Annotated in this window: 16 protein-coding genes; 8 read left to right on the top strand and 8 right to left on the bottom strand. The window is 64.6% G+C overall.

Translation table 11 applies throughout. The features are described from left to right. Positions 1–153 precede the first annotated feature (153 nt). The 4 genes from DN388_RS06555 to DN388_RS06540 are packed head-to-tail and all read right to left on the bottom strand — an operon-like array spanning position 154 to position 6,471. On the bottom strand, positions 154–1,536 hold the full coding sequence (locus tag DN388_RS06555) for a heavy metal sensor histidine kinase (RefSeq protein ID WP_253086819.1): 1,383 nt from the start codon (positions 1,534–1,536) through the stop codon (positions 154–156). Beyond that, positions 1,511–2,185, bottom strand: a complete 675-nt coding sequence (locus DN388_RS06550) for a heavy metal response regulator transcription factor (RefSeq protein ID WP_043864394.1) — start codon at positions 2,183–2,185, stop codon at positions 1,511–1,513. Before DN388_RS06550 ends, DN388_RS06555 begins: the two co-directional genes overlap by 26 nt. 9 nt (positions 2,186–2,194) lie before the next feature. Next, a complete protein-coding gene (locus tag DN388_RS06545; RefSeq protein WP_254997810.1) occupies positions 2,195–5,296 on the bottom strand; it encodes a multidrug efflux RND transporter permease subunit in 3,102 nt (1,033 codons plus the stop codon). Then, complete coding sequence (locus tag DN388_RS06540; RefSeq protein ID WP_254997808.1) at positions 5,293–6,471, bottom strand: efflux RND transporter periplasmic adaptor subunit; 1,179 nt, start codon at positions 6,469–6,471, stop codon at positions 5,293–5,295. The genes DN388_RS06545 and DN388_RS06540 overlap by 4 nt, the downstream gene beginning before the upstream one ends. 211 nt (positions 6,472–6,682) lie before the next feature. On the opposite strand from DN388_RS06540, the gene DN388_RS06535 reads away from it, so the two are divergent. Then, positions 6,683–8,266: a PAS domain-containing methyl-accepting chemotaxis protein gene (locus DN388_RS06535; RefSeq protein WP_058541383.1), complete on the top strand. Its 1,584-nt coding sequence runs from the start codon at positions 6,683–6,685 to the stop codon at positions 8,264–8,266. Between the two features lie 7 nt (positions 8,267–8,273). On the opposite strand, the gene DN388_RS06530 is transcribed toward DN388_RS06535, so the two are convergent. From DN388_RS06530 to norR, 4 genes are all read right to left on the bottom strand, one after another. Next, a complete protein-coding gene (locus DN388_RS06530) occupies positions 8,274–9,035 on the bottom strand; it encodes a YkgJ family cysteine cluster protein (RefSeq protein ID WP_254997806.1) in 762 nt (253 codons plus the stop codon). Beyond that, complete coding sequence (locus DN388_RS06525; protein ID WP_043864399.1) at positions 9,014–9,319, bottom strand: hypothetical protein; 306 nt, start codon at positions 9,317–9,319, stop codon at positions 9,014–9,016. The genes DN388_RS06530 and DN388_RS06525 overlap by 22 nt, the downstream gene beginning before the upstream one ends. A 151-nt stretch (positions 9,320–9,470) precedes the next feature. Further along, entirely contained in the window at positions 9,471–10,370 is a 900-nt protein-coding gene (locus DN388_RS06520) for a chemotaxis protein (protein WP_043864400.1), read from the bottom strand. Positions 10,371–10,451: 81 nt separating this feature from the next. After that, positions 10,452–11,999, bottom strand: coding sequence for a nitric oxide reductase transcriptional regulator NorR (norR, locus tag DN388_RS06515; protein ID WP_254997802.1), 1,548 nt, complete (start codon positions 11,997–11,999; stop codon positions 10,452–10,454). Between the two features lie 155 nt (positions 12,000–12,154). Here norR and hmpA point away from each other — a divergent pair, with 155 nt between their 5' ends. The 7 genes from hmpA to cyoE all read left to right on the top strand — a co-directional run bounded on the left by hmpA (position 12,155) and on the right by cyoE (position 19,409). Next, complete coding sequence (hmpA, locus tag DN388_RS06510; protein WP_254997800.1) at positions 12,155–13,336, top strand: NO-inducible flavohemoprotein; 1,182 nt, start codon at positions 12,155–12,157, stop codon at positions 13,334–13,336. Between the two features lie 181 nt (positions 13,337–13,517). Next, positions 13,518–14,024 carry a disulfide bond formation protein B gene (locus tag DN388_RS06505; RefSeq protein WP_043864403.1) on the top strand — a complete coding sequence of 169 codons (507 nt, stop codon included), beginning with the start codon at positions 13,518–13,520 and terminating at the stop codon, positions 14,022–14,024. A 562-nt stretch (positions 14,025–14,586) separates the two neighbouring features. Continuing rightward, positions 14,587–15,528: a ubiquinol oxidase subunit II gene (gene cyoA, locus DN388_RS06500; RefSeq protein WP_043864404.1), complete on the top strand. Its 942-nt coding sequence runs from the start codon at positions 14,587–14,589 to the stop codon at positions 15,526–15,528. 3 nt (positions 15,529–15,531) lie between these two features. Then, entirely contained in the window at positions 15,532–17,550 is a 2,019-nt protein-coding gene (gene cyoB / locus DN388_RS06495; protein WP_043864405.1) for a cytochrome o ubiquinol oxidase subunit I, read from the top strand. Positions 17,551–17,553: 3 nt separating this feature from the next. Then, a complete protein-coding gene (gene cyoC, locus DN388_RS06490) occupies positions 17,554–18,177 on the top strand; it encodes a cytochrome o ubiquinol oxidase subunit III (protein WP_043864406.1) in 624 nt (207 codons plus the stop codon). After that, positions 18,178–18,510: a cytochrome o ubiquinol oxidase subunit IV gene (cyoD, locus tag DN388_RS06485; RefSeq protein ID WP_043864407.1), complete on the top strand. Its 333-nt coding sequence runs from the start codon at positions 18,178–18,180 to the stop codon at positions 18,508–18,510. Between the two features lie 11 nt (positions 18,511–18,521). Further along, positions 18,522–19,409 (top strand): heme o synthase, encoded by an 888-nt coding sequence (gene cyoE / locus DN388_RS06480; protein ID WP_043864408.1) that lies wholly within the window; start codon positions 18,522–18,524, stop codon positions 19,407–19,409. Positions 19,410–19,515: the final 106 nt, after the last annotated feature.

The raw sequence follows: 19,515 nt of genomic DNA, 5'->3' as shown, positions 1-19,515 counted from the left end.
TCGGTGGGGGGTTGAAACAGAGGGGATTGGGCAATGCACTGTTGCATTTCGGGCAACAGTCGAGCGCAGCGTTTGGCCCATCGCGGGTCAAGCTCGCTCCCACAGGGTGTTCGCTGGCCCTTGTGGGAGCGGGCTTGACCCGCGATGGGGGCTTCAGGCCGGCAACAGAATCCCGAAGGTATTGGCCCCCGCCTGGCTGCGGGCAAACACGCTGCCGCCATGCATCAGCGCAATCGCCTTGACGATCGCCAGCCCCAGCCCATGGTTGCCCACGGCGCTGTTGCTGCGCGCGGCATCCACCCGGTAGAAGCGCTCGAACAGGCGAGGCAGGTGCACGGCCTCGATGGCCGGGCCCGGGTTGCTCACGGCAATGCATACCTGCTCGCCCTGACGCTCGATATGCACCTGGATCACCTGCTGGCGGGCCGTGTGCTGCACCGCATTGTTGAGCAGGTTGATCAGCGCCCGGCGCAACTGCGCCTTCTCGATGCGCGCCCGTGCATCGCCGCTGACCTGCACCCGTACCTGGGCGTCCTCGAGGATGTAGTCCAGGTAGTCCAGGGTGGTCGCCACTTCCTCGGCCAGCGAGCTGCTGGTCAGCGCGGTGGCCTTGTTGCCCTGGTCGGCACTGGCCAGGAACAGCATGTCGTTGACGATGCTGCGCAGCCGCTCCAGTTCCTCCAGGTTCGATTGCAGTACCTCGAAGTAATGTTCGGCGCTGCGACCGCGGGTCAGCGCCACCTGGGTCTGGCCGATCAGGTTGGTCAGGGGCGAGCGCAGCTCATGGGCCACGTCGGCATTGAACCCCTCCAGGCGTGAATAGGCCTGCTCGACCCGCTCCAGGGTGGCATTGAAGGTGCCGGCGAACTGTTGCAGCTCTGGCGGCAGGTCGGCCGCATACAGACGTGCGCTCAGGTGCGGTGGCGCCAGTTGCTGGGCCTCGGCCGACAGCGCCCGCAGCGGGCGCAGGCCGATGCGCGCGGCCCAGTAGCCCAGGGCCGAGGCCAGCAGCACGCCGATCACCGCCAGGCTGATCAATGCCCCCAGCAGGGTGTGCTGGGTGTGCCAGAAGGTTTCGGTATCGATGCCGAGCAGAAAGCGCAGGGCAGGGCGCCGGTCCAGCGCCGGCAGCTCGCTCACCAGCACCTTGTACGGGTACGGCCGGCCCTCCATCTGCAGGTCGCGCATGCCCAGCGGGCCGGCGGCAAAGTCGCGTATCGCGGCGTCGGGCTGGCCGTACTCGTAGTGCGCGTCGCCACTCACCACCCAGAAGCGGATACGCCGGTCTTCCTCGCCCAGCAGGTTGAGCTTGTTGGTGATCTTGGCCCAGTGCTCCCGGGTGCCATAGCGGGTCAGCGCCGATTCCAGCACGCTGTAGCGGGCGTCCAGCTCGGCCTCCGGCAGCAGGTCGAGGCTGCGGTCGACCTGTTTGTACAGGGCACCGCCGATCAGCAGGAACACGCCCAGCGCCACCAGGCTGAACAGCAGGCTCAGGCGCAGGGCGATGGAGTTAGTGCGCACGGCTTTCCAGTACATAGCCCATGCCTCGGATGGTGTGCAGCAGCTTGGTCTCGAACGGGCCGTCGAGCTTGGCGCGCAGGCGCTTGATGGCGACCTCCACCACGTTGGCGTCGCTGTCGAAGTTGATGTCCCACACCAGCTCGGCAATCGCGGTCTTGGACAGGATCTCGCCCTGGCGGCGCGCCAGCACGCTGAGCAGCGAGAACTCCTTGGCGGTCAGTTCCAGGCGCTGGCCGGCGCGGCTGGCCTTGCGGCTGATCAGGTCCACCCACAGGTCCGCGACCTGGATCTGCACCGGCTCGTGCCCGCCGCTGCGGCGGGTCAGCGCCTGCAGGCGCGCCACCAGTTCGAGGAACGAGAACGGCTTGCCCAGGTAGTCGTCGGCGCCTTCGCGCAGGCCGCGGATGCGGTCTTCGACGCGCTCGCGGGCGGTGAGCATGATCACCGGGGTCTGCTTGCGTGCACGCAGGGCGCGCAGTACGCCGTAGCCATCCAGGCCCGGCAGCATCACGTCGAGCACGATCACCGAGTAGTCGCCCTCGAGGGCCAGGTGCAGGCCCTCGATGCCGTCCGGGGCGAGGTCCACGGTAAAGCCTTGTTCGGTGAGGCCGCGATGCAGGTAGTCGGCGGTCTTCTGTTCGTCTTCGATAATCAGCACGCGCATGGTCGGCTCTCAGTTCTCGATCGGCCGGGCCGCCGGCAGGTCGTTGCGGCGGCGGTGGAACAGGCGCTCCAGGGCCAAGTATATGACCGGCGTGGTGAACAGTGTCAGCGCCTGGCTGACCAGCAGCCCGCCCACCACCGCGATGCCCAGCGGCTGGCGCAGCTCGGCCCCGGCCCCGGCGCCGAGCATCAGTGGCACCGCGCCCAGCAGGGCGGCCAGGGTGGTCATGATGATCGGACGAAAGCGCGTCAGGCACGCCTCGTGGATCGCCGCCTCTGGCGCAAGCCCGCGCTGGCGCTGGGCTTCCAGGGCAAAGTCGATGAGCAGGATGCCGTTCTTCTTGACGATGCCGATCAGCAGCACCACGCCGATCAGGCCCATGATGGTGAAGTCCTGGCCCATCAGCCACAGCAGCGCCAGTGCGCCAAGGCCCGCCGAGGGCAGGGTGGAGATGATGGTCAGCGGGTGCACGAAGCTCTCGTAGAGCACCCCCAGAATGATGTACACCGCCACCAGCGCGGCCAGGATCAACCACGGCTGGCTCGACAGCGAACTCTGGAAGGCCTGGGCCGCGCCCTGGAAGGTGCCGATGATCGAGGCCGGCATGCCCAGCTCGCGCTGGGTGCGTTCGAGGATGCTCACCGCATCGCCCAGGGCTACCCCCGGTGCCAGGTTGAACGACAGGTTGGCGGCCGGGAACAGCCCGTCGTGGCTGATCGACAGCGGCCCGGTGCTGGGCGCCGCGACCTTGGCCAGCGCCGCCAGCGGCACCATCTCGCCACTGAGGGGCGAGCGCAGGTAGAAGTAGGCCAGGCTCTCGGCCTTGCCACGCTGGCGTGCATCGATTTCCAGGATCACCTTGTACTGGTTGGTCTCGGTCTGGAACTCGCTGATCTGACGCTGGCCGAAGGCGTCGTACAGCGCCTGGTCGACGTCGGCGGTGGTCAGGCCGAAACGCGCGGCGGCCTGGCGGTCGATGTCGATGCGGGTCACGCTGGCGCCCAGCTGCAGGTCGTTGGACAGGTCGCGGAACGCCGGGTTGGCGTGCAGACGTTCGGTCAGGCGCTGGGTCCACAGGTTGAGTGCCGGGCCGTCGTTGCTCTTGAGCACGTACTGGTACTGGCTGCGGCTGGGCCCGGAGCTGAGGTTGATGTCCTGCCCGGCCCGCAGGTACAGCACCAGGCCCGGCACCTGGGCGGCCTTGGGGCGCAGCCGGTCGATGAACTCGCTGGCCGACACATCGCGCTGGGCAGGGTCCTTGAGGGCGATCCAGAAGCGCCCGTTGGCGATGGTCTGGTTGCTGCCGGTAACCCCCACCGAGTGCGAGAACGCGCGTACCGCAGGGTCGGCCTCGATGATCTTCGCCAGCGCCTGGTGCTTGCGCACCATGTCCGGGTACGACACGTTGGCCGCGGCCTCGGTGGTGCCGAGGATGAAGCCGGTGTCCTGCACCGGAAAGAAGCCCTTGGGAATGGCCACGTAGCCGCCGATGGCCAGGGCCAGGGTCACGAAGAACAGCCCGAGCATCAGCCGCTGGTGCGCCAGGGCCCTGACCAGCAGACGATCGTAACCGGCCACAAGGCGCTCGCCGAAGGTCGGTGCGGCGTGCTCGGGGTGTTGCGGGCGGCGCATGAACAGCGCGCACAGGGTCGGCGCCAGGGTCAGCGAGACCACCACCGAAATCAGGATGGTGGAGGTGGCGGTGAGGGCGAACTCCTTGAACAGCCGCCCCACCACGCCCCCCATGAACAGCAGCGGAATGAACGCGGCCACCAGCGAGAAGCTGATCGAGACAACGGTGAAGCCGATCTCGCCGGCGCCCTTGAGGGCAGCCGTGCGGCTGTCGTCGCCGGCCTCCAGGTGCCGGTGGATGTTTTCCACCACCACGATGGCATCGTCCACCACAAACCCCACGGCGATGACGATGGCCACCAGGGTCAGGTTGTTCAGGCTGAAGCCGAACAGGTACATCAGCGCGAAGCTGGCCACCAGCGATACCCCCAGCACGCTGGAGACGATCAGCGTGGCCGACCACTGGCGCAGGAACAGCGCCATGACCGCGATCACCAGCAGCACGGCGATCAGCAGGGTGATCTCCACCTCGTGCAGCGAGGCGCGGATGGTCTGGGTGCGGTCGCTGAGCACCGACACCTGCACCGATGCCGGGAGCATTTCCTCCAGGTGCGGCAGCGCCTGCATGACCCGGTCCACGGTGTCGACGATGTTGGCCCCGGGCTGGCGGAACACCACCAGGTTGAGGCCTTCCTGGTCGCCGGACCAGGCTTTGACATAGGCGTTTTCGGCGCCGTTGATGACCGTGGCCACGTCCTTGAGGTGTACCGGGGCGCCGTCGCGGTAGGCGACGATGAGCTGGGCGTATTCATCGGGGTGGAACAGCTGGTCGTTGGTGGCCAGGGTCGACACGCTGCTGTCGCCGTACAGCGCGCCCTTGGCCAGATTGAGGCTGGTCTGCTGGATGGCCTGGCGCAGGTCGGCCAGGGTCAGGCCGATGGCGGCGAGTTTTTCCGGCTGGGCCTGCACGCGAATCGCCGGGCGCTGCTGGCCGGTGATGTTGACCAGCCCGACCCCGTCGATCTGGCTCAGCTGGCGTGCCAGCAGGGTTTCGGCGTAGTCGCTCAGTTCGTTGGCCGGCATCTGCGCGGAGCTGACGGTCATGATCAGCACCGGGCTGTCGGCCGGGTTGACCTTGCGCCAGGTGGGCAGGCTCGGCATGTCCTGGGGCAGGCGCGAGGAGGCGGTGTTGATCGCGGCCTGGACTTCCTGGGCGGCGGTGTCGATGTTCTTGTCGAGGGTGAACTGCAGGATCAGGCTGGTGGAGCCCAGTGCGCTGCTGGAGGTCATCTGGGTCATGCCGGGGATGGCGCTGAACTGCACCTCCAGCGGTGTGGCCACCGACGAGGCCATGGTCTCGGGGCTGGCGCCGGGCAGCTGCGCGCTGACCTGAATGGTGGGGAAGTCCGCTTCGGGCAGCGGTGCCACCGGCAACTGCGGGAACGCCACCACGCCCAGCAGCACCAGGGCGAAGGTCAGCAGCAGGGTGGCCACCGGGCGGTCGATGCACCACGCACTGATCGAGCTGCGCCCGCTCATGGCTGCACACCGCTGCCGGCAACATCGTCGCCGACGGGCGCGGCGGGCGGGGCTGCCAGCACCTCGACCCGGGCGCCGGGCCTGAGCCGCGACTGCCCGTCGGCCACCAGCGTGTCGTTGACCGCTACGCCGCTGATCACGTTGAGGTTGCTGTCCTGGTACAGCACCTTGACCGGCACCACCGCGACCTTGTCGCCCTCGACGCGGTACACGAAGTGCTGGTCGATGCCCCGCTGCACCACGCCGGGGGGCACCACCAGCGCATCGCGCTGGATGCTGGTCTGGATCTTCAGGCTCACCAGTTGCCCCGGCCACAGGCGGGCCTGGGCATTGTCGAACGCGGCCTTGGCGCGCAGGGTGCCGGTGTTGGCGGCGATCTGGTTGTCGATCAGGCTCAGGTGCCCTTCACCCAGCAGCAGGCCGCCGCTGTCGCCGTTGCCTTCGAGGTAGGCACGGATCGGCGCCGGGGGTTCGGCGGCCACCAGCCCCTGCAGGGTCGGCAGCCATTGCTGCGGCACGGCGAACTCCACCGCGATGGGGTCGATCTGGGTCACGCTGAACAGGCCCTGGGCGTCGCTGGTGCGCACCAGATTGCCTTCGTCGATGTTGCGAATGCCCACCCGTCCGGTGACCGGCGAGCGGATCTGGGTGTACGACAACTGCACCTTGGCCGCGGCGATCGCTGCCTGGTTGCCGAGGATGCTTGCCTTGAGCTGGTTGACCAGTGCCTGCTGCTGGTCGAGGGTCTGGCGCGAGATGCCGTTGTCTTCGCTGAGCAGGCGGTAGCGCCTGAGGTCGACCTCGGCCACCTGCTGCTGGGCCTGGCTCTGGCCCAGTTGCGCCTGGGCCTGCTCGAGGCTGGCGCGGATGCTGCGGTCATCCAGGGTGGCCAGCAGGTCACCGGCCTGCACCGACTGGCCCTCCTTGACCAGGATCCGGGTCAGCACGCCCTCCACCTGGGGGCGGATCTGCACGCTGTGCAGCGACTGCACCGCGCCGATGGCGCTGAGGTAGTGCGGCACATCCTGCTGCTGCACCTGGATCACACTGACCGGGGTGGCCACGGGCATGGCCGGTTGGCTGGCCGTGTGGCGACCGAAAGTCAGGTACAGCGCCAGGCCCAGCAGCAACGCTATCAGGCCGAAAAAAAACACTCGAGAGCTGGAAATTCGCATGCGTGCACGGCGCCAGGGCAGAAAAAGGAGGGCTGTCAGTAGGTTATAGCTGCTACTGGGGGTCAGCAGTGTGACGCCCACCTGTCAGCGCTGTCAGCTGGCAGATGGCCAAGTGCCAATAGTCTGCGCTGGATCAAGGTTTTACTAAATGTTGCCCCGTAGAGTCTCTCGCCCTGCCGCCCCTCCACCTATAAAAACGCGAGCGCTTTCGATGAAGAGCAATCTGCCTGTGACCGGCCGCAATGTAGATTACCCCGGTGACGCGAATATCCTTTCCACCACCGATCTGACCAGCGCCATTACCTATGCCAACGAGGATTTTCTCAAGGTCAGCGGGTTCGAGCGCGACGAGCTGATTGGCCAGTTGCACCATGTGGTACGCCATCCCGACATGCCTTCCCAGGCCTTTGCGCAGATGTGGCAGACCCTCAAGGCCGGCCGCTCGTGGATGGGGCTGGTGAAGAACCGCTGCAAGAATGGCGACCATTACTGGGTCAGCGCATTCGTGTCGCCGGTCACCAGCCAGGGCCAGACGGTGGAGTACCAGTCGGTGCGCACCAAGCCCACCCCGGCGCAGGTGGAGGCCGCCGAACGTTGCTATGCACGCTTGCGCCAGCAGCGCCCGTTGCCCTGGTGGCAACGCCTGCCGCGCCCTGGCCTGGCGTTGCAGCTGGGGCTGGGCACAGGCCTGGTGCTGGCAGTGGTGCTGGGCACCAGCCGCCTGCTGTTGCCGACGCTGCCGTGGCAGTGGCTGCTGGAGCTGGTGGCCGCCGGTGGGCTCAGTGCGCTGCTGGTGTCGGTGCTGCTGCGCCCGCTGGAACAACTACGGGTGCGGGCGCAGTCGATTGCCGACAACCCGTTGAGCCAGCAGCTGTATACCGGCAAGGCGGGCGCCGTGGGGCAGATCGAGTTCGCCCTGCTGATGCTCGAGGCGCAGATCGGGGCGGTGGTGGGGCGCATTGGCGACACCTCGCAGCGCCTGGCCGGCCACACCGCAGAGCTGGCCCAGCACCTGCAGCACAGCCACACCACCACCCTGGGCCAGCAGGGCGAGGCCGATCAGGTGGCGGCGGCAATCAACCAGATGACCACCAGCGTGGCCGAGGTGGCCAGCAATGCCCAGCAGGCTTCGGAGGCCGCCGAGCATGCCGAGGATGCCACCCAGAATGGTCACCAGCTGGTGGACCGCAGCCGCAGCAGCATCCTCGAACTGGCCAGCGCACTGAGCGCTGCCACCGAGGTTATCCACACCCTGGAAGGCCACAGCATGGAAATTTCCGGGGTGCTGTCGGTTATCCACAGCATCGCCGAGCAGACCAACCTGCTGGCACTGAACGCGGCCATCGAGGCGGCGCGGGCGGGGGATCAGGGGCGTGGCTTTGCGGTGGTCGCCGATGAGGTGCGCGGCCTGGCCAAGCGCACGGCCGAGTCCACCGGCGAAATCCAGCGCATGATCAGCGCCTTGCAGCGCGGCACCCGCGATGCGGTGCAGGCCATGCACGAGAGCCGCGAGCATGCCGGGCAGAGCGTCGAGCAGGCGCAGCAGGCGGCGGTGGCGCTGGACGGCATCAGCCAGCAGGTCAACCAGATCAGCGAGATGAGCCTGCAGATTGCTGCGGCGGTGGAGCAGCAGAGCCTGGTCAGCGAAGACATCAACCGCAACATCATCAGCATTCGCCAGGCCAGCGAAGAGAGCGTGGTGGCCGGTCAGCACGGGCATGCCAACGCCAGCGACGTGGCCGGCCTGGCCGAAGACCTGCGGCGCCTGGCCGAGGAGTTCTGGCAGCGCCGTTAGGCGCTGCTCAGAAACCGATGAAGCTGTAGTGGCCAGCCGATGTGCTGCACACCCGGGCGCCAGCCTGATGCAGTTGCTCGACCAGTGCCGGGTTTTCCACGTGCAGGGTCCAGGGCACTAGCGCGGCGTTGCCCGGGGCGTGCAGGGCGGCGTGCAGCGCCCCGGTGTCGGGCAGGTAGGCGGTGAAGCCGTTGCCCTTGAGCGCGCTGGTGGTGATGCCTAGTTGCTGGCAGATCTGCACCTTGGCGTGGATATCGTCGCGGTCGGCCTGGCGCGAGCGCTCGATCAGCTCGGCCAGTAGGCGGTCCATCAGCTGGCTGCCGTGGATCAGTACCGGGCCGCGTTGCCAGGCTTCGGTCGGGCAGTCCTTGGCGTCGGGGCGCAACGGGATGTGCGGGTTGATTTCCATCGGGTAGATGCGGCACACCAGCGGCCGGCGCTCATAGATGCGACACAGGTTGTCGGCATCCAGATTGCGGCAGGCGCCGGGGTTGAACGCGGCGAAGGTGATGGCCACGTGTGCCTGGGTACTGCCGCAGGGCACGGCGCAGGCACGGCGGGTGGCGTGCTCGCGCTGGGCGTCGGGCAGGCCCTGGCCGTTGGCCAGAAAGGCTTCCACCAGCACGATGAGCTGGCCGCCATCTGCCACCCAGTGGCGCGCTTCGTCGAGGGTCAGGGGAACGTGGTGGCCATTGCAGCATTTGCCACAGCCGGTGCAGTCGAACTGGAGTGAGGTTGCAGCGCTGGTCACGGTTTGGCGGGGGTCCATTCGGTGATGAAGGCAGTCTTGCGCTGCTTGTCGAACAGGCACAGCTCGCTGCCTTTCTGGTTCTTCATGTGCTTTTGCGGGTAGTGGCCGCTGATCAGCAGGGCACTGTAGCCGACGCGGTCGTCGAACTCGGCCGGCTTGCTGGCGGGCCGGGCATCCTTGAACTGGCTGGCGGCGAGGCAGGCCCTGGTCAGGGCTTGTTCGTGGTCGGCCCAGGCCTGGTCGCTGGAGGCATGGGCGCCGAGGCTGAACAGGGCCAGCAGGGCGAAGGTGAGGGCTTTCATGATGGGCGGCTCATGAGGGGAGAGGCCGCTGATTATGCCAGAGCATCGGTTTTTGCAGGAGCAGGAGCGTTTCAGCGTTTGTCCTGGCCTCTTCGCCGGCAAGGGATCACGGCCCCTGTAGGCGCCGGCCTTGCCGGCGAAGGGGGTCGGCTCAGCGCTCGGCGAAAGCCACCGCCCGCGCGGCCACGATCAGGCAATCGGTGAGTTCCGGCGAGGAGAACTTGGTCAGCACCGCGTTCGCCCCTGCCAGCCGGGCTTTCTCGCTGTTCATCGCGCTGTCCAGCGAGGTGTGCAGCAGTACATAGAGGTGCTGGAAGTCAGGCGTTTCGCGCAGCGTGCGGGTGAAGGCGTAACCGTCCATCTCGGACATCTCGATGTCCGAGACCACCACGTTGATCTCCCGGTCGGTACCCTGCAGCTCCAGCAGGGTGTCGATGGCATCCTTGGCGCTCTTGGCGGTGTGGCATTCCAGCCCCAGGCCGCGCAGGGTCAGCACCGACTGGTGGAGTGCCACATGGCTGTCATCGACCACCAGTATGTTGGTGGCCTGCAGAACGGCGGCGTCTTCGGGGTTCAGCTCGCTGCTGCTCACTTCACGCGGCGGCGGCGCAATGCCGTGAATGACCTTTTCGATGTCCAGCACCTGCACCAGCGTGCCGTCCACCTGGGTTACCCCGGTGATGAATGCCTTGCTGCTCGACCCGTAGGGCGGCGGCTTGATGTCGGTACTCAGGCAATGCACGATGCGGCTCACCGCCTGCACGTGCAGGCCCTGCTTGGAGCGGCTGATGTCGGTGACGATCAGGCAGCCGCCGTTGGGGTCTTCCAGCGGGCGTTCGCCGATGGCGCGCGACAGGTCGATGACCGACAGCGAGTTGCCCCGCAGGGTGGCCACGCCTTTGACGTGCGGGTGCGATTCCGGGAGCTTGGTCAGGGGCGGGCAAGGGATGATCTCGCTGACCTTGAGCAGGTTGATTGCCATCAGCTTGCCGCTGCGCAGGGTGAACAGCAGCAGCGACAGCGAGTCGGCGCGGGCATTTTGCGAGGCCATAGGCACCTTCAGGGCAAAGAGAATAAGGGATCTGCCGGGTTATCGACCCGAGCACGCCAGGCTTTAATCCGCCACTGCACTTCAGCGTAGCCCCAGTCGGCGGGCCAGGCGGCTGAGGTTGGCGCGGTCCAGGCCCAGCTCGCGCGCGGCACTGGCCCAGTTGTGCTGGTGGCGCTCCAGGCAGGCCTCGATCAGCTGGCGCTGGTACAGGTCCAGGGCCTGGCGCAGGTCGGTGCCGGGCGGTGGTGGCAGTGGCGCCGCCACGCTGGGCGCTGCCCCCGGGCCGGCGCCGGGCAGGTCGAAGTCGCGGGCCTCCAGGGTCAGGATCTTCGGCCGCTCGGGGTGCTGGCCCAGCGCCTTGAGCGACGAGCGGCCGATCAGGTGCTCCAGTTCGCGCACATTGCCCGGCCAGTCGTACGCCAGCAGCGCGGCCTGGGCATCGCTGCTCAGGCGCAGGCTGTTCAGGCCCATGCGCGAGCGGTTCTGCTCCAGGAAGTAGCCGCTGAGCAGCAGCACGTCGCGCCCGCGCTCGCGCAGCGCCGGCACCCGCAGCGGGTACACGCTCAGGCGGTGGTAGAAGTCGGCGCGGTAGCGCCCGGCACGCACTTCCACGGCCAGGTCGCGGTTGGTGGCGGCAATCAGGCGTACATCCACCTGGTGCTCCTGGTCCGAGCCCAGGCGCTGCAGCTGTCCGCTTTGCAGCACGCGCAGCAACTTGGCCTGCACGGCCAGCGACAGTTCGCCCACTTCGTCGAGAAACAGTGTGCCGCCGTTGGCCAGCTCGAACTTGCCGCGTCGCTCGCCCACCGCGCCGGTGAAGGCGCCGCGCACATGGCCGAACAGCTCGCTCTCGACCAGGGTGTCGGGCAAGGCGGCACAGTTGAGGCTGATCATCGGCTTGTCGGCACGCGCCGACTGCTGGTGGATGGCCTGGGCCACCAGCTCCTTGCCGACTCCGGTTTCACCGGTGACCAGTACGGTCAGGTCGCTGCCGGCGACCAGGCGGATCTCTTCGAGCAGGTGCTTGTGGGCCTTGCTCTGGCCGATCAGTTCCTGGTGCTGCTGGCCGCTGGCCTGGCGGTAGATCTCGGCGCGCTGGTGTTCGTCTTCGGCGCGCAGGGCCAGGCGTTCGATACGTTGCGCCACGTTGACCGTGGCGGCGGCCAGGCTGGCGAAGGCCTGCAGGGCGTCCAGCTCGACCTGCTGGAAGCGCTCCGGGGCCAGCGCATCGAGGGTGATCAGGCCCCAGGGCCGTTCGTCGACGAACAGCGGGCAGCCCATGCAGTCGTGTACCTCCAGGTGCTGGTGCAGGCCCTCGACCAGGCCGTCGTAGGGGTCGGGCAGTTGGCTGTCGCTGGCAAAGCGGGTCGGCTCGCTGCGGCTGAGCAGGGCGGCGAAGCGCGGGTGTTCGCTGACCTTGAAGCGCCGGCCCAGGGTGTCGGGGCTCAGGCCGTCCACCGCCAGGGGGACCAGCCATTCGCCATCCAGGCGCAGCAGCGCGGCGGCGTCGCATGGCAACAGGGCGCGCATGGCTTCGAGCAGGCGACGGTAGCGTTCGCGTTCGGGAAGCTCGCGAGACAGGTCGCTGACCAGGGGCAGCAGTGCGGTAAGCAGGGATTTTGCGGTCATGATGACTCCTTCGAGTCTTTATGACTCTAGCAGGGTTGTGGTCAATTTGACTCAAAAATATTCAAGCTATTGATTTATATGGATTTAATAGTTGGCACGAAAGCTGAAACAACCCGGGCAGATTATCCAGAAGCCATAAGGCCCGGGAGTTACCCATGCTCAATGCCCAAGATCGTGCCATCGTCAAAGCCACCGTTCCGCTGCTTGAAAGCGGCGGCGAGGCGCTGACCACGCATTTCTACAAACTGATGCTCAGCGAATACCCCGAGGTGCGTCCGTTGTTCAACCAGGCCAACCAGGCCAGCGGCGACCAGCCGCGGGCGCTGGCCAATGGCGTACTGATGTATGCACGCCATATCGACCAGCTCGAGCAACTGGGCGGCCTGGTGAACCAGATCATCAACAAGCACGTGGCGCTGCAGATCCTGCCCGAGCATTACCCGATCGTCGGCGCCTGCCTGCTGCGTGCCATCGAAGAGGTGCTCGGCAAGGAGATCGCCACCCCCGAGGTCATCGCGGCCTGGGGCGCGGCCTACCAGCAACTGGCCGATATCCTGATCGGCGCCGAAGAGGGCCTGTACCAGCAGAAGGCCCAGGCGCCGGGTGGCTGGCGCGGTGCGCGGGCGTTCCGGCTGGCGGCGCGGGTGCAGGAGAGCAGCGAGATCGTCTCGTTTCACTTCGCCCCGTTCGATGGCGGCCCGGTTCTCAAGGGCGAGCCCGGTCAGTACCTGGGCCTGAAGGTGCAGATCGATGGCCAGGAGCACCGGCGCAACTATTCATTGTCGGCGCTGGGTGACGGCCGCGAGTACCGCATCAGCGTCAAGCGCGAGGCGGGCGGCAAGGTGTCCAACTACCTGCATGAGCAATTGCAGGTGGGTGATACCCTGGAGCTGTTCCCGCCGGCGGGCGAGTTCACCCTGAGCGCCAGCGACAAGCCGCTGGTGCTGATCAGCGGCGGGGTAGGGATCACCCCGACCCTGGCGATGCTCGACGCGGCCCTGGCCAGCGGTCGCCTGGTGCACTTCATTCATTGCGCGCGCAACGGTGCGGTGCATGCGTTTCGCGACTGGGTGGACGAACGCGCGGCGCGTCATCCGCAGCTCAAGCGCTTCTATTGCTACGCCGAGGATGATGGGGTGAGCCTGCCGGCCGACGCCGTGGGGCTGCTGAGCCAGGATCAACTGGCGCAGTGGCTGCCGGTCGAGCGTGACCTGGACGCGTACTTCCTGGGGCCCAAGGGCTTCATGGCGGCGATCAGGCGTCAGCTCAAGGCCCTGGGGGTGCCGGAGCAGCAGAGCCGCTACGAGTTCTTCGGGCCGGCGGCAGCACTCGAGTAAGGGCCGGGGCCTGTTCGCCGGCAATGCCGGCGCCTGCAGGTGCACGAATGTGCTGCAGGCGCCGGCTAAGCTGCCGACCTTAATCTTCTTTTAATCGGTTTAACCTTCACTCCCTGTGGTCATGGTCGGCGTGTAGAATTGCGCCCAGGCTTGAGCCACCTATCTAGTGAAGGGAACGGGAATGAACGATCTAACGCAGCGCCTGAATCGGGAACGGCGCTTTCTGGTACTGCTGGGCGCCATCTGCCTGGCGCTGATCGGCGGTGCCCTGTACATGCAGATCGTGCTGGGCGAGGCACCGTGCCCACTGTGCATCCTGCAGCGCTATGCGTTGCTGTTCATCGCCCTGTTCGCCTTCATCGGTGCGGCCATGCCCGGGCGGCGCAGCCTCACGCTGTTCGAGGCCCTGGTGGTGCTGAGCGCCATCGGCGGCATTGCTGCAGCGGGCAACCACGCCTACATTCTGGCCAACCCGGCCGTCAGCTGCGGCATCGACACACTGCAGCCGATCGTCGACGGCCTGCCGCTGGCCTCGGTGCTGCCGCTGGTGTTCCAGGTGGATGGTTTCTGCTCGACGCCGTACCCGCCGGTGCTGGGGCTGTCGCTGGCGCAATGGGCGCTGCTGGCCTTCGTGCTGACCGCCGTGCTGGTGCCGCTGGGCATCTACCGCAACCGTCGCCAGCGTTAGACAAAAGTCCCGTGTCGAGGCAAGTGCGCAGGGCTTGAGAATTTTCCGAAGAAGTCGCCTTCAGGTTGACCTGGATCAAGTCCCAACCCTTGCGGTACGGGCATTTCAGGGCTACAGCCAGGGGTGCGACAAACTGTCGCGAAATTGATTTTTGCTGCGCTATTGTTACGTTTTCTGTAAAGGACTGTTGCTCAATAAGTCATAGTCATGGCCATGTTACGTCACTACAATCGCCCCCAATTTCCGTTCGGCACCGCTTGCGAGTTGCAGGATTAAAGGAGCTCCGGCCCCTTTCGTGACTCTGACGAGCATCGCCTGCGGCGATGCCGGGCTGACCCCCCTCCCGTGATTTTCCGCACCAAATGGAATTGGTCTGTAAACAGGCCTGATTGCCTACGAAGTCAAAACAATAAGCACCGTTGCACACCGGTTCTGCCGAGCAGCCGCAGCTGAATTCCGGCGTGACCGTATTCGATCCCATAAATGCTGACGCTTGGCAGGACGAAGTGTTGGCGACCAAAACACAAATTGCATTGAAGCAAGCTGCTCTAGAGGTCGTGAGATGAGTAAAAAGCGTTACCCCAGACTGTTTGGCATTCTGCCCTTTTTAGGCATGCTTTTACTCAGTGGGTGCAACTGGACCCTGCTCGACCCGAAGGGCCAGGTCGGCATTGAGCAAAGGAACCTGATCCTGATCGCTACCGGCCTGATGTTGCTGGTGGTGATTCCTGTCATTTTCATGACGATCGCGTTCGCGTGGAAGTATCGCGCCTCCAACAAGGCTGCCACCTACACCCCTGACTGGTCGCACTCGACCAAGATCGAAGTGGCCGTATGGTCCATCCCGGTGCTGATCATCATCGCCCTGGGTTATGTCACCTACCTCTCCACCCACAAGCTGGACCCGTACCGTCCACTGGATTCCGACGTGAAGCCGGTGCAGATCGACGTGGTCGCGCTGGACTGGAAATGGCTGTTCATCTACCCGGAACAGGGCATTGCCACGGTCAACAAGATCGTCTTCCCGGCCAACACCCCGGTCAATTTCCGCGTGACCTCCGACGCCGTGATGAACTCGTTCTTCATCCCGGGCCTGGGCGGCCAGATCTACGCGATGGCGGGCATGACCACCAAGCTGCACCTGATTGCCAACCAGAACGCCGAGTTCGACGGGATCTCCGCCAACTACAGCGGTGCCGGCTTCACCGGCATGAAGTTCAAGGCGATCGCCACGTCCCAGGAAGATTTCGAGGCGTGGGTCAACGAGGTCAAGCAGTCGCCGCAACAACTGGACAAGGCCACCTACGAGGCTCTGGCCAAACCTAGCGAAAACAACCCGGTTGCGCTCTACAGCGTGGCCCCGGAAAACATGTTCCAGTCCATCGTCGACAAGTACGAGGGCATGAACCGTGGCAAGCCGGTGGTGCACGAGAAGAAAGAGCACAAAGAAGCGGCCGAAGCGATGGACGTGAGTATGCATTCAGCTGCTGGGGCAGAGGAGTAAAAGATGTTCGGTAAACTTAGTCTGGACGCGATCCCGTATCACGAGCCGATAGTCATGGTGACCCTCGCCATGATCGCGCTCGGCGGTCTCGCGTTGGTTGCTGCAATCACCTATTTCCGCAAGTGGACCTACTTGTGGACCGAGTGGCTGACGTCGGTCGACCACAAGAAGATCGGGGTGATGTACATCATCGTCGCGATGGTCATGCTGCTGCGCGGCTTTGCCGACGCCATCATGATGCGTACCCAGCTGGCCATGGCCACTGGCGGCGCCGAGGGCTATCTGCCTCCTGAACACTATGACCAGATCTTCACCGCTCACGGTGTGATCATGATCATCTTCATGGCGATGCCATTCTTCACCGGCCTGATGAACCTGGCCCTGCCTCTGCAGATCGGTGCACGTGACGTTGCCTTCCCGTTCCTCAACTCCCTGAGCTTCTGGCTGCTGGTGTCCGGCGTTGCGCTGGTCAACATCTCCCTGGGCGTGGGCGAGTTCGCCAAGACCGGCTGGGTGGCCTATCCACCGCTGGCGGGTATCCAGTACAGCCCTGGGGTCGGTGTCGACTACTACATCTGGGCGCTACAGATATCCGGATTGGGGACAACGCTGACCGGTGTCAACTTCCTGGCCACCGTGCTGAAAATGCGCGCCCCTGGCATGAAGCTGATGGACATGCCGATCTTCACCTGGACCTGCACCTGGGCCAACATCCTGATCGTGGCTTCGTTCCCGATCCTGACCGCGACCCTGGCACTGCTGACCGTTGACCGTTATCTGGACTTCCACATTTTCACCAACGAGCTTGGTGGGAACCCGATGATGTACGTCAACCTGTTCTGGGCATGGGGTCACCCTGAGGTGTACATCCTGATCCTGCCGGCGTTCGGCGTGTTCTCGGAAGTCATCTCGACCTTTACCGGCAAGCGCCTGTTCGGCCACAAGTCGATGATCTACGCCTCGGGTGCGATCTCGGTTCTGGGCTTCGGCGTATGGCTGCACCACTTCTTCACCATGGGTTCGGGCGCCAGCGTCAACACCTTCTTCGGTCTGGCGACCATGCTCATTTCGATCCCGACCGGGGTCAAGCTGTTCAACTGGCTGTTCACGATCTACCAGGGCCGTCTGCGCTTCACCGCGCCAGTGCTGTGGACCCTGGGCTTCATGGTGACCTTCTCGATCGGCGGCATGACCGGCGTACTGCTGGCCGTACCTGGTGCTGACTTCGTGCTGCACAACAGCCTGTTCGTGATCGCTCACTTCCATAACGTGATCATCGGTGGTGCGGTGTTCGGCTACATTGCCGGCTTCGCCTTCTGGTTCCCGAAAGCCTTCGGTTTCACCCTGAACGAGAAGTGGGGCAAGGCTGCCTTCTGGTTCTGGATCTCCGGTTTCTACGTGGCCTTCATGCCGCTGTACGCACTGGGCTTCATGGGCATGACCCGTCGTCTGAACCACTCGGACAACCCTGCCTGGGAACCGTACCTGTACGTGGCCGTGGTCGGTGCCGTGCTGATCCTGTTCGGTATCGCCTGCCAGCTGATCCAGCTGTACGTGTCGATCCGCGATCGCAAGGACAACATGGACGTCACTGGCGACCCATGGAATGCGCATACCCTGGAATGGTCGACCTCGTCGCCACCGCCGTTCTACAACTTCGCCACCATGCCGGAAAAAGTCGGCCTGGACGCATGGACCGAAGCCAAGCGCGCCGGTATCGCCTACAAGGCTCCGGCCCAGTACGCACCGATCCACATGCCGAACAACACCGCTACCGGTCTGTACATGGGCGCGCTGTTGACCGTCTTCGGTTTCGCCACCATCTGGCACATCTGGTGGTTGGCCGCGGTCGGCCTGATCGGCACCATCGCTGTCTTCGTTGCTCACGCTGCGCGTGACGACCAGGGCTACATGGTTCCTGCCGAGGAAGTGGCACGTATCGAAGGTGAGCGTCTGAAGCACCTCGGTCTGGCTACCGGCTCGCCAGTCGGTGCGCCTGTCGAATCGTTTGAACGGGTTTAATCAATGTCCAGTCATGTAATCAATGCTGATGCTGCTCATGGTCACGACCATGGGCACGAAGAACACCACGACTCGGGCCAGATGACCGTATTCGGTTTCTGGCTGTACCTGATGACCGACTGCATCCTGTTTGCGTCGATCTTCGCAGCCTACGCGGTGCTGTCCGGCAACTTTGCCGGCGGCCCGTCGGGTCACGACATCTTCGAACTGCCGTATGTACTGGCTGAAACCGCGCTGCTGCTGTTCTCCAGTATCACCTTCGGCTTCGCCATGCTGCAGATGTACAAGGGCAACAAGAACGGTGTACTGGCCTGGCTGGCAGTCACCTTCCTGCTCGGCCTTGGCTTCATCGTCATGGAAGTCAACGAGTTCCACCTGCTGATCAGCGAAGGCTTCGGCCCGCAGCGCAGCGGCTTCCTGTCGGGCTTCTTCGCCCTGGTCGGCACCCACGGTCTGCACGTGACCGGTGGTCTGATCTGGATGGCCGTGATGATGTACCAGATCCAGAAGAAGGGCATCACCGGTTCGGCCAAGACCCGCATGGGTTGCCTGAGCCTGTTCTGGCACTTCCTGGACGTGGTCTGGATCTGCGTATTCACCGTTGTCTATCTGCTGGGGGTTCTGTAAATGGCTAACGCACATAACGAGCACGCCGAGGGCAGCCACGGCAGCGTGAAGTCGTACGCAATCGGCTTCGTACTGTCGGTGATCCTGACGCTGATCCCGTTCGGTCTGGTGATGTACCCGACCTTGCCCAAAGACATGACCGTACTGATCGTGGTGGCCTTCGCGGTCATCCAGATCGTCGTGCACCTGTACTACTTCCTGCACCTGGACCGTTCGCCAGAGCAGCGTGAGAACGTCAGCGCCTTCCTGTTCACCGGGTTGGTCATTGCACTGTTGGTCGGCCTGTCGCTGTGGATCATGTTCAGCATCCACACCAGCATGATGGCGAAGTGAGGTAAGACGGCATGTCCTTTAAGCACTTTATCCAAATCACCAAACCGGGGATCATTTTCGGTAACGTGCTTTCTGTGGCAGGCGGTTTCTTCCTTGCCGCGCAAGGGCATGTGGACTTCATGCTGTTCCTGGCCACGGTGATCGGCACTTCGCTGGTGGTGGCGTCCGGTTGCGTGTTCAACAACTGCATCGACCGTGACATCGACATCAAGATGGAGCGCACCAAGAACCGTGTGATGGTTCAAGGGCAGGTCTCGCTGAAGATCGCGCTGGCCTACGCCACCCTGCTCGGGGTGGCCGGGCTTGGCCTGCTGTACGTGCAGGCCAATGCCCTGGCAGCGTTGTTCGGCCTGATCGGGTTCATCATCTACGTGGGTTTCTACAGCCTGTACCTGAAGCGCAAATCGGTGCACGGCACCCTGGTAGGCAGCCTGTCCGGTGCCATGCCTCCGGTGATCGGCTACTGCGCCGTGAGCAACAGCTTCGACCTGGCTGCGTTGACCCTGCTGGTGATGTTCAGCCTGTGGCAGATGCCGCATTCCTATGCGATCGCGATCTTCCGCTTCAACGACTACCTGGCGGCCTCGATTCCGGTACTGCCGGTCAAGCGTGGCATCCTGGTGGCCAAGAAACACATCCTCTGGTACATCGTGGCGTTCCTGGCAGCGACCCTGATGCTGACCATCGGTGGTTATGCCGGCATGAGCTACATGGCCGTGGCGGCGGCGATGGGCATGTACTGGTTGTACATGGCCTGGACCGGCTACAAGGCTGTGGATGATCGCCTGTGGGCGCGCAAGCTGTTCGTGTTTTCTATCTTCACCATCACTGCGTTGAGCGTGATGATGTCGTTGGACACCAAGGTGCCGACCGAGCTGCTGCTGACCTACGCGCATTGATCTGATGTGTTGAAAGAGACCCCGGGCCGAAAGGTGCCGGGGTTTTTTTTGCCCTTCAGAAACGGCTTCGCTCTTGCTCTTGCTCTTGCTTTTGCTTTTGATCTTT

The sequence above is a fragment of the Pseudomonas sp. S12(2018) genome (assembly GCF_024355235.1).
Taxonomy (GTDB): domain Bacteria; phylum Pseudomonadota; class Gammaproteobacteria; order Pseudomonadales; family Pseudomonadaceae; genus Aquipseudomonas; species Aquipseudomonas palmensis.
The sequence above is the reverse complement of the archived record's forward strand: the minus strand, read 5'-3'. Positions and strand labels throughout refer to the sequence as shown.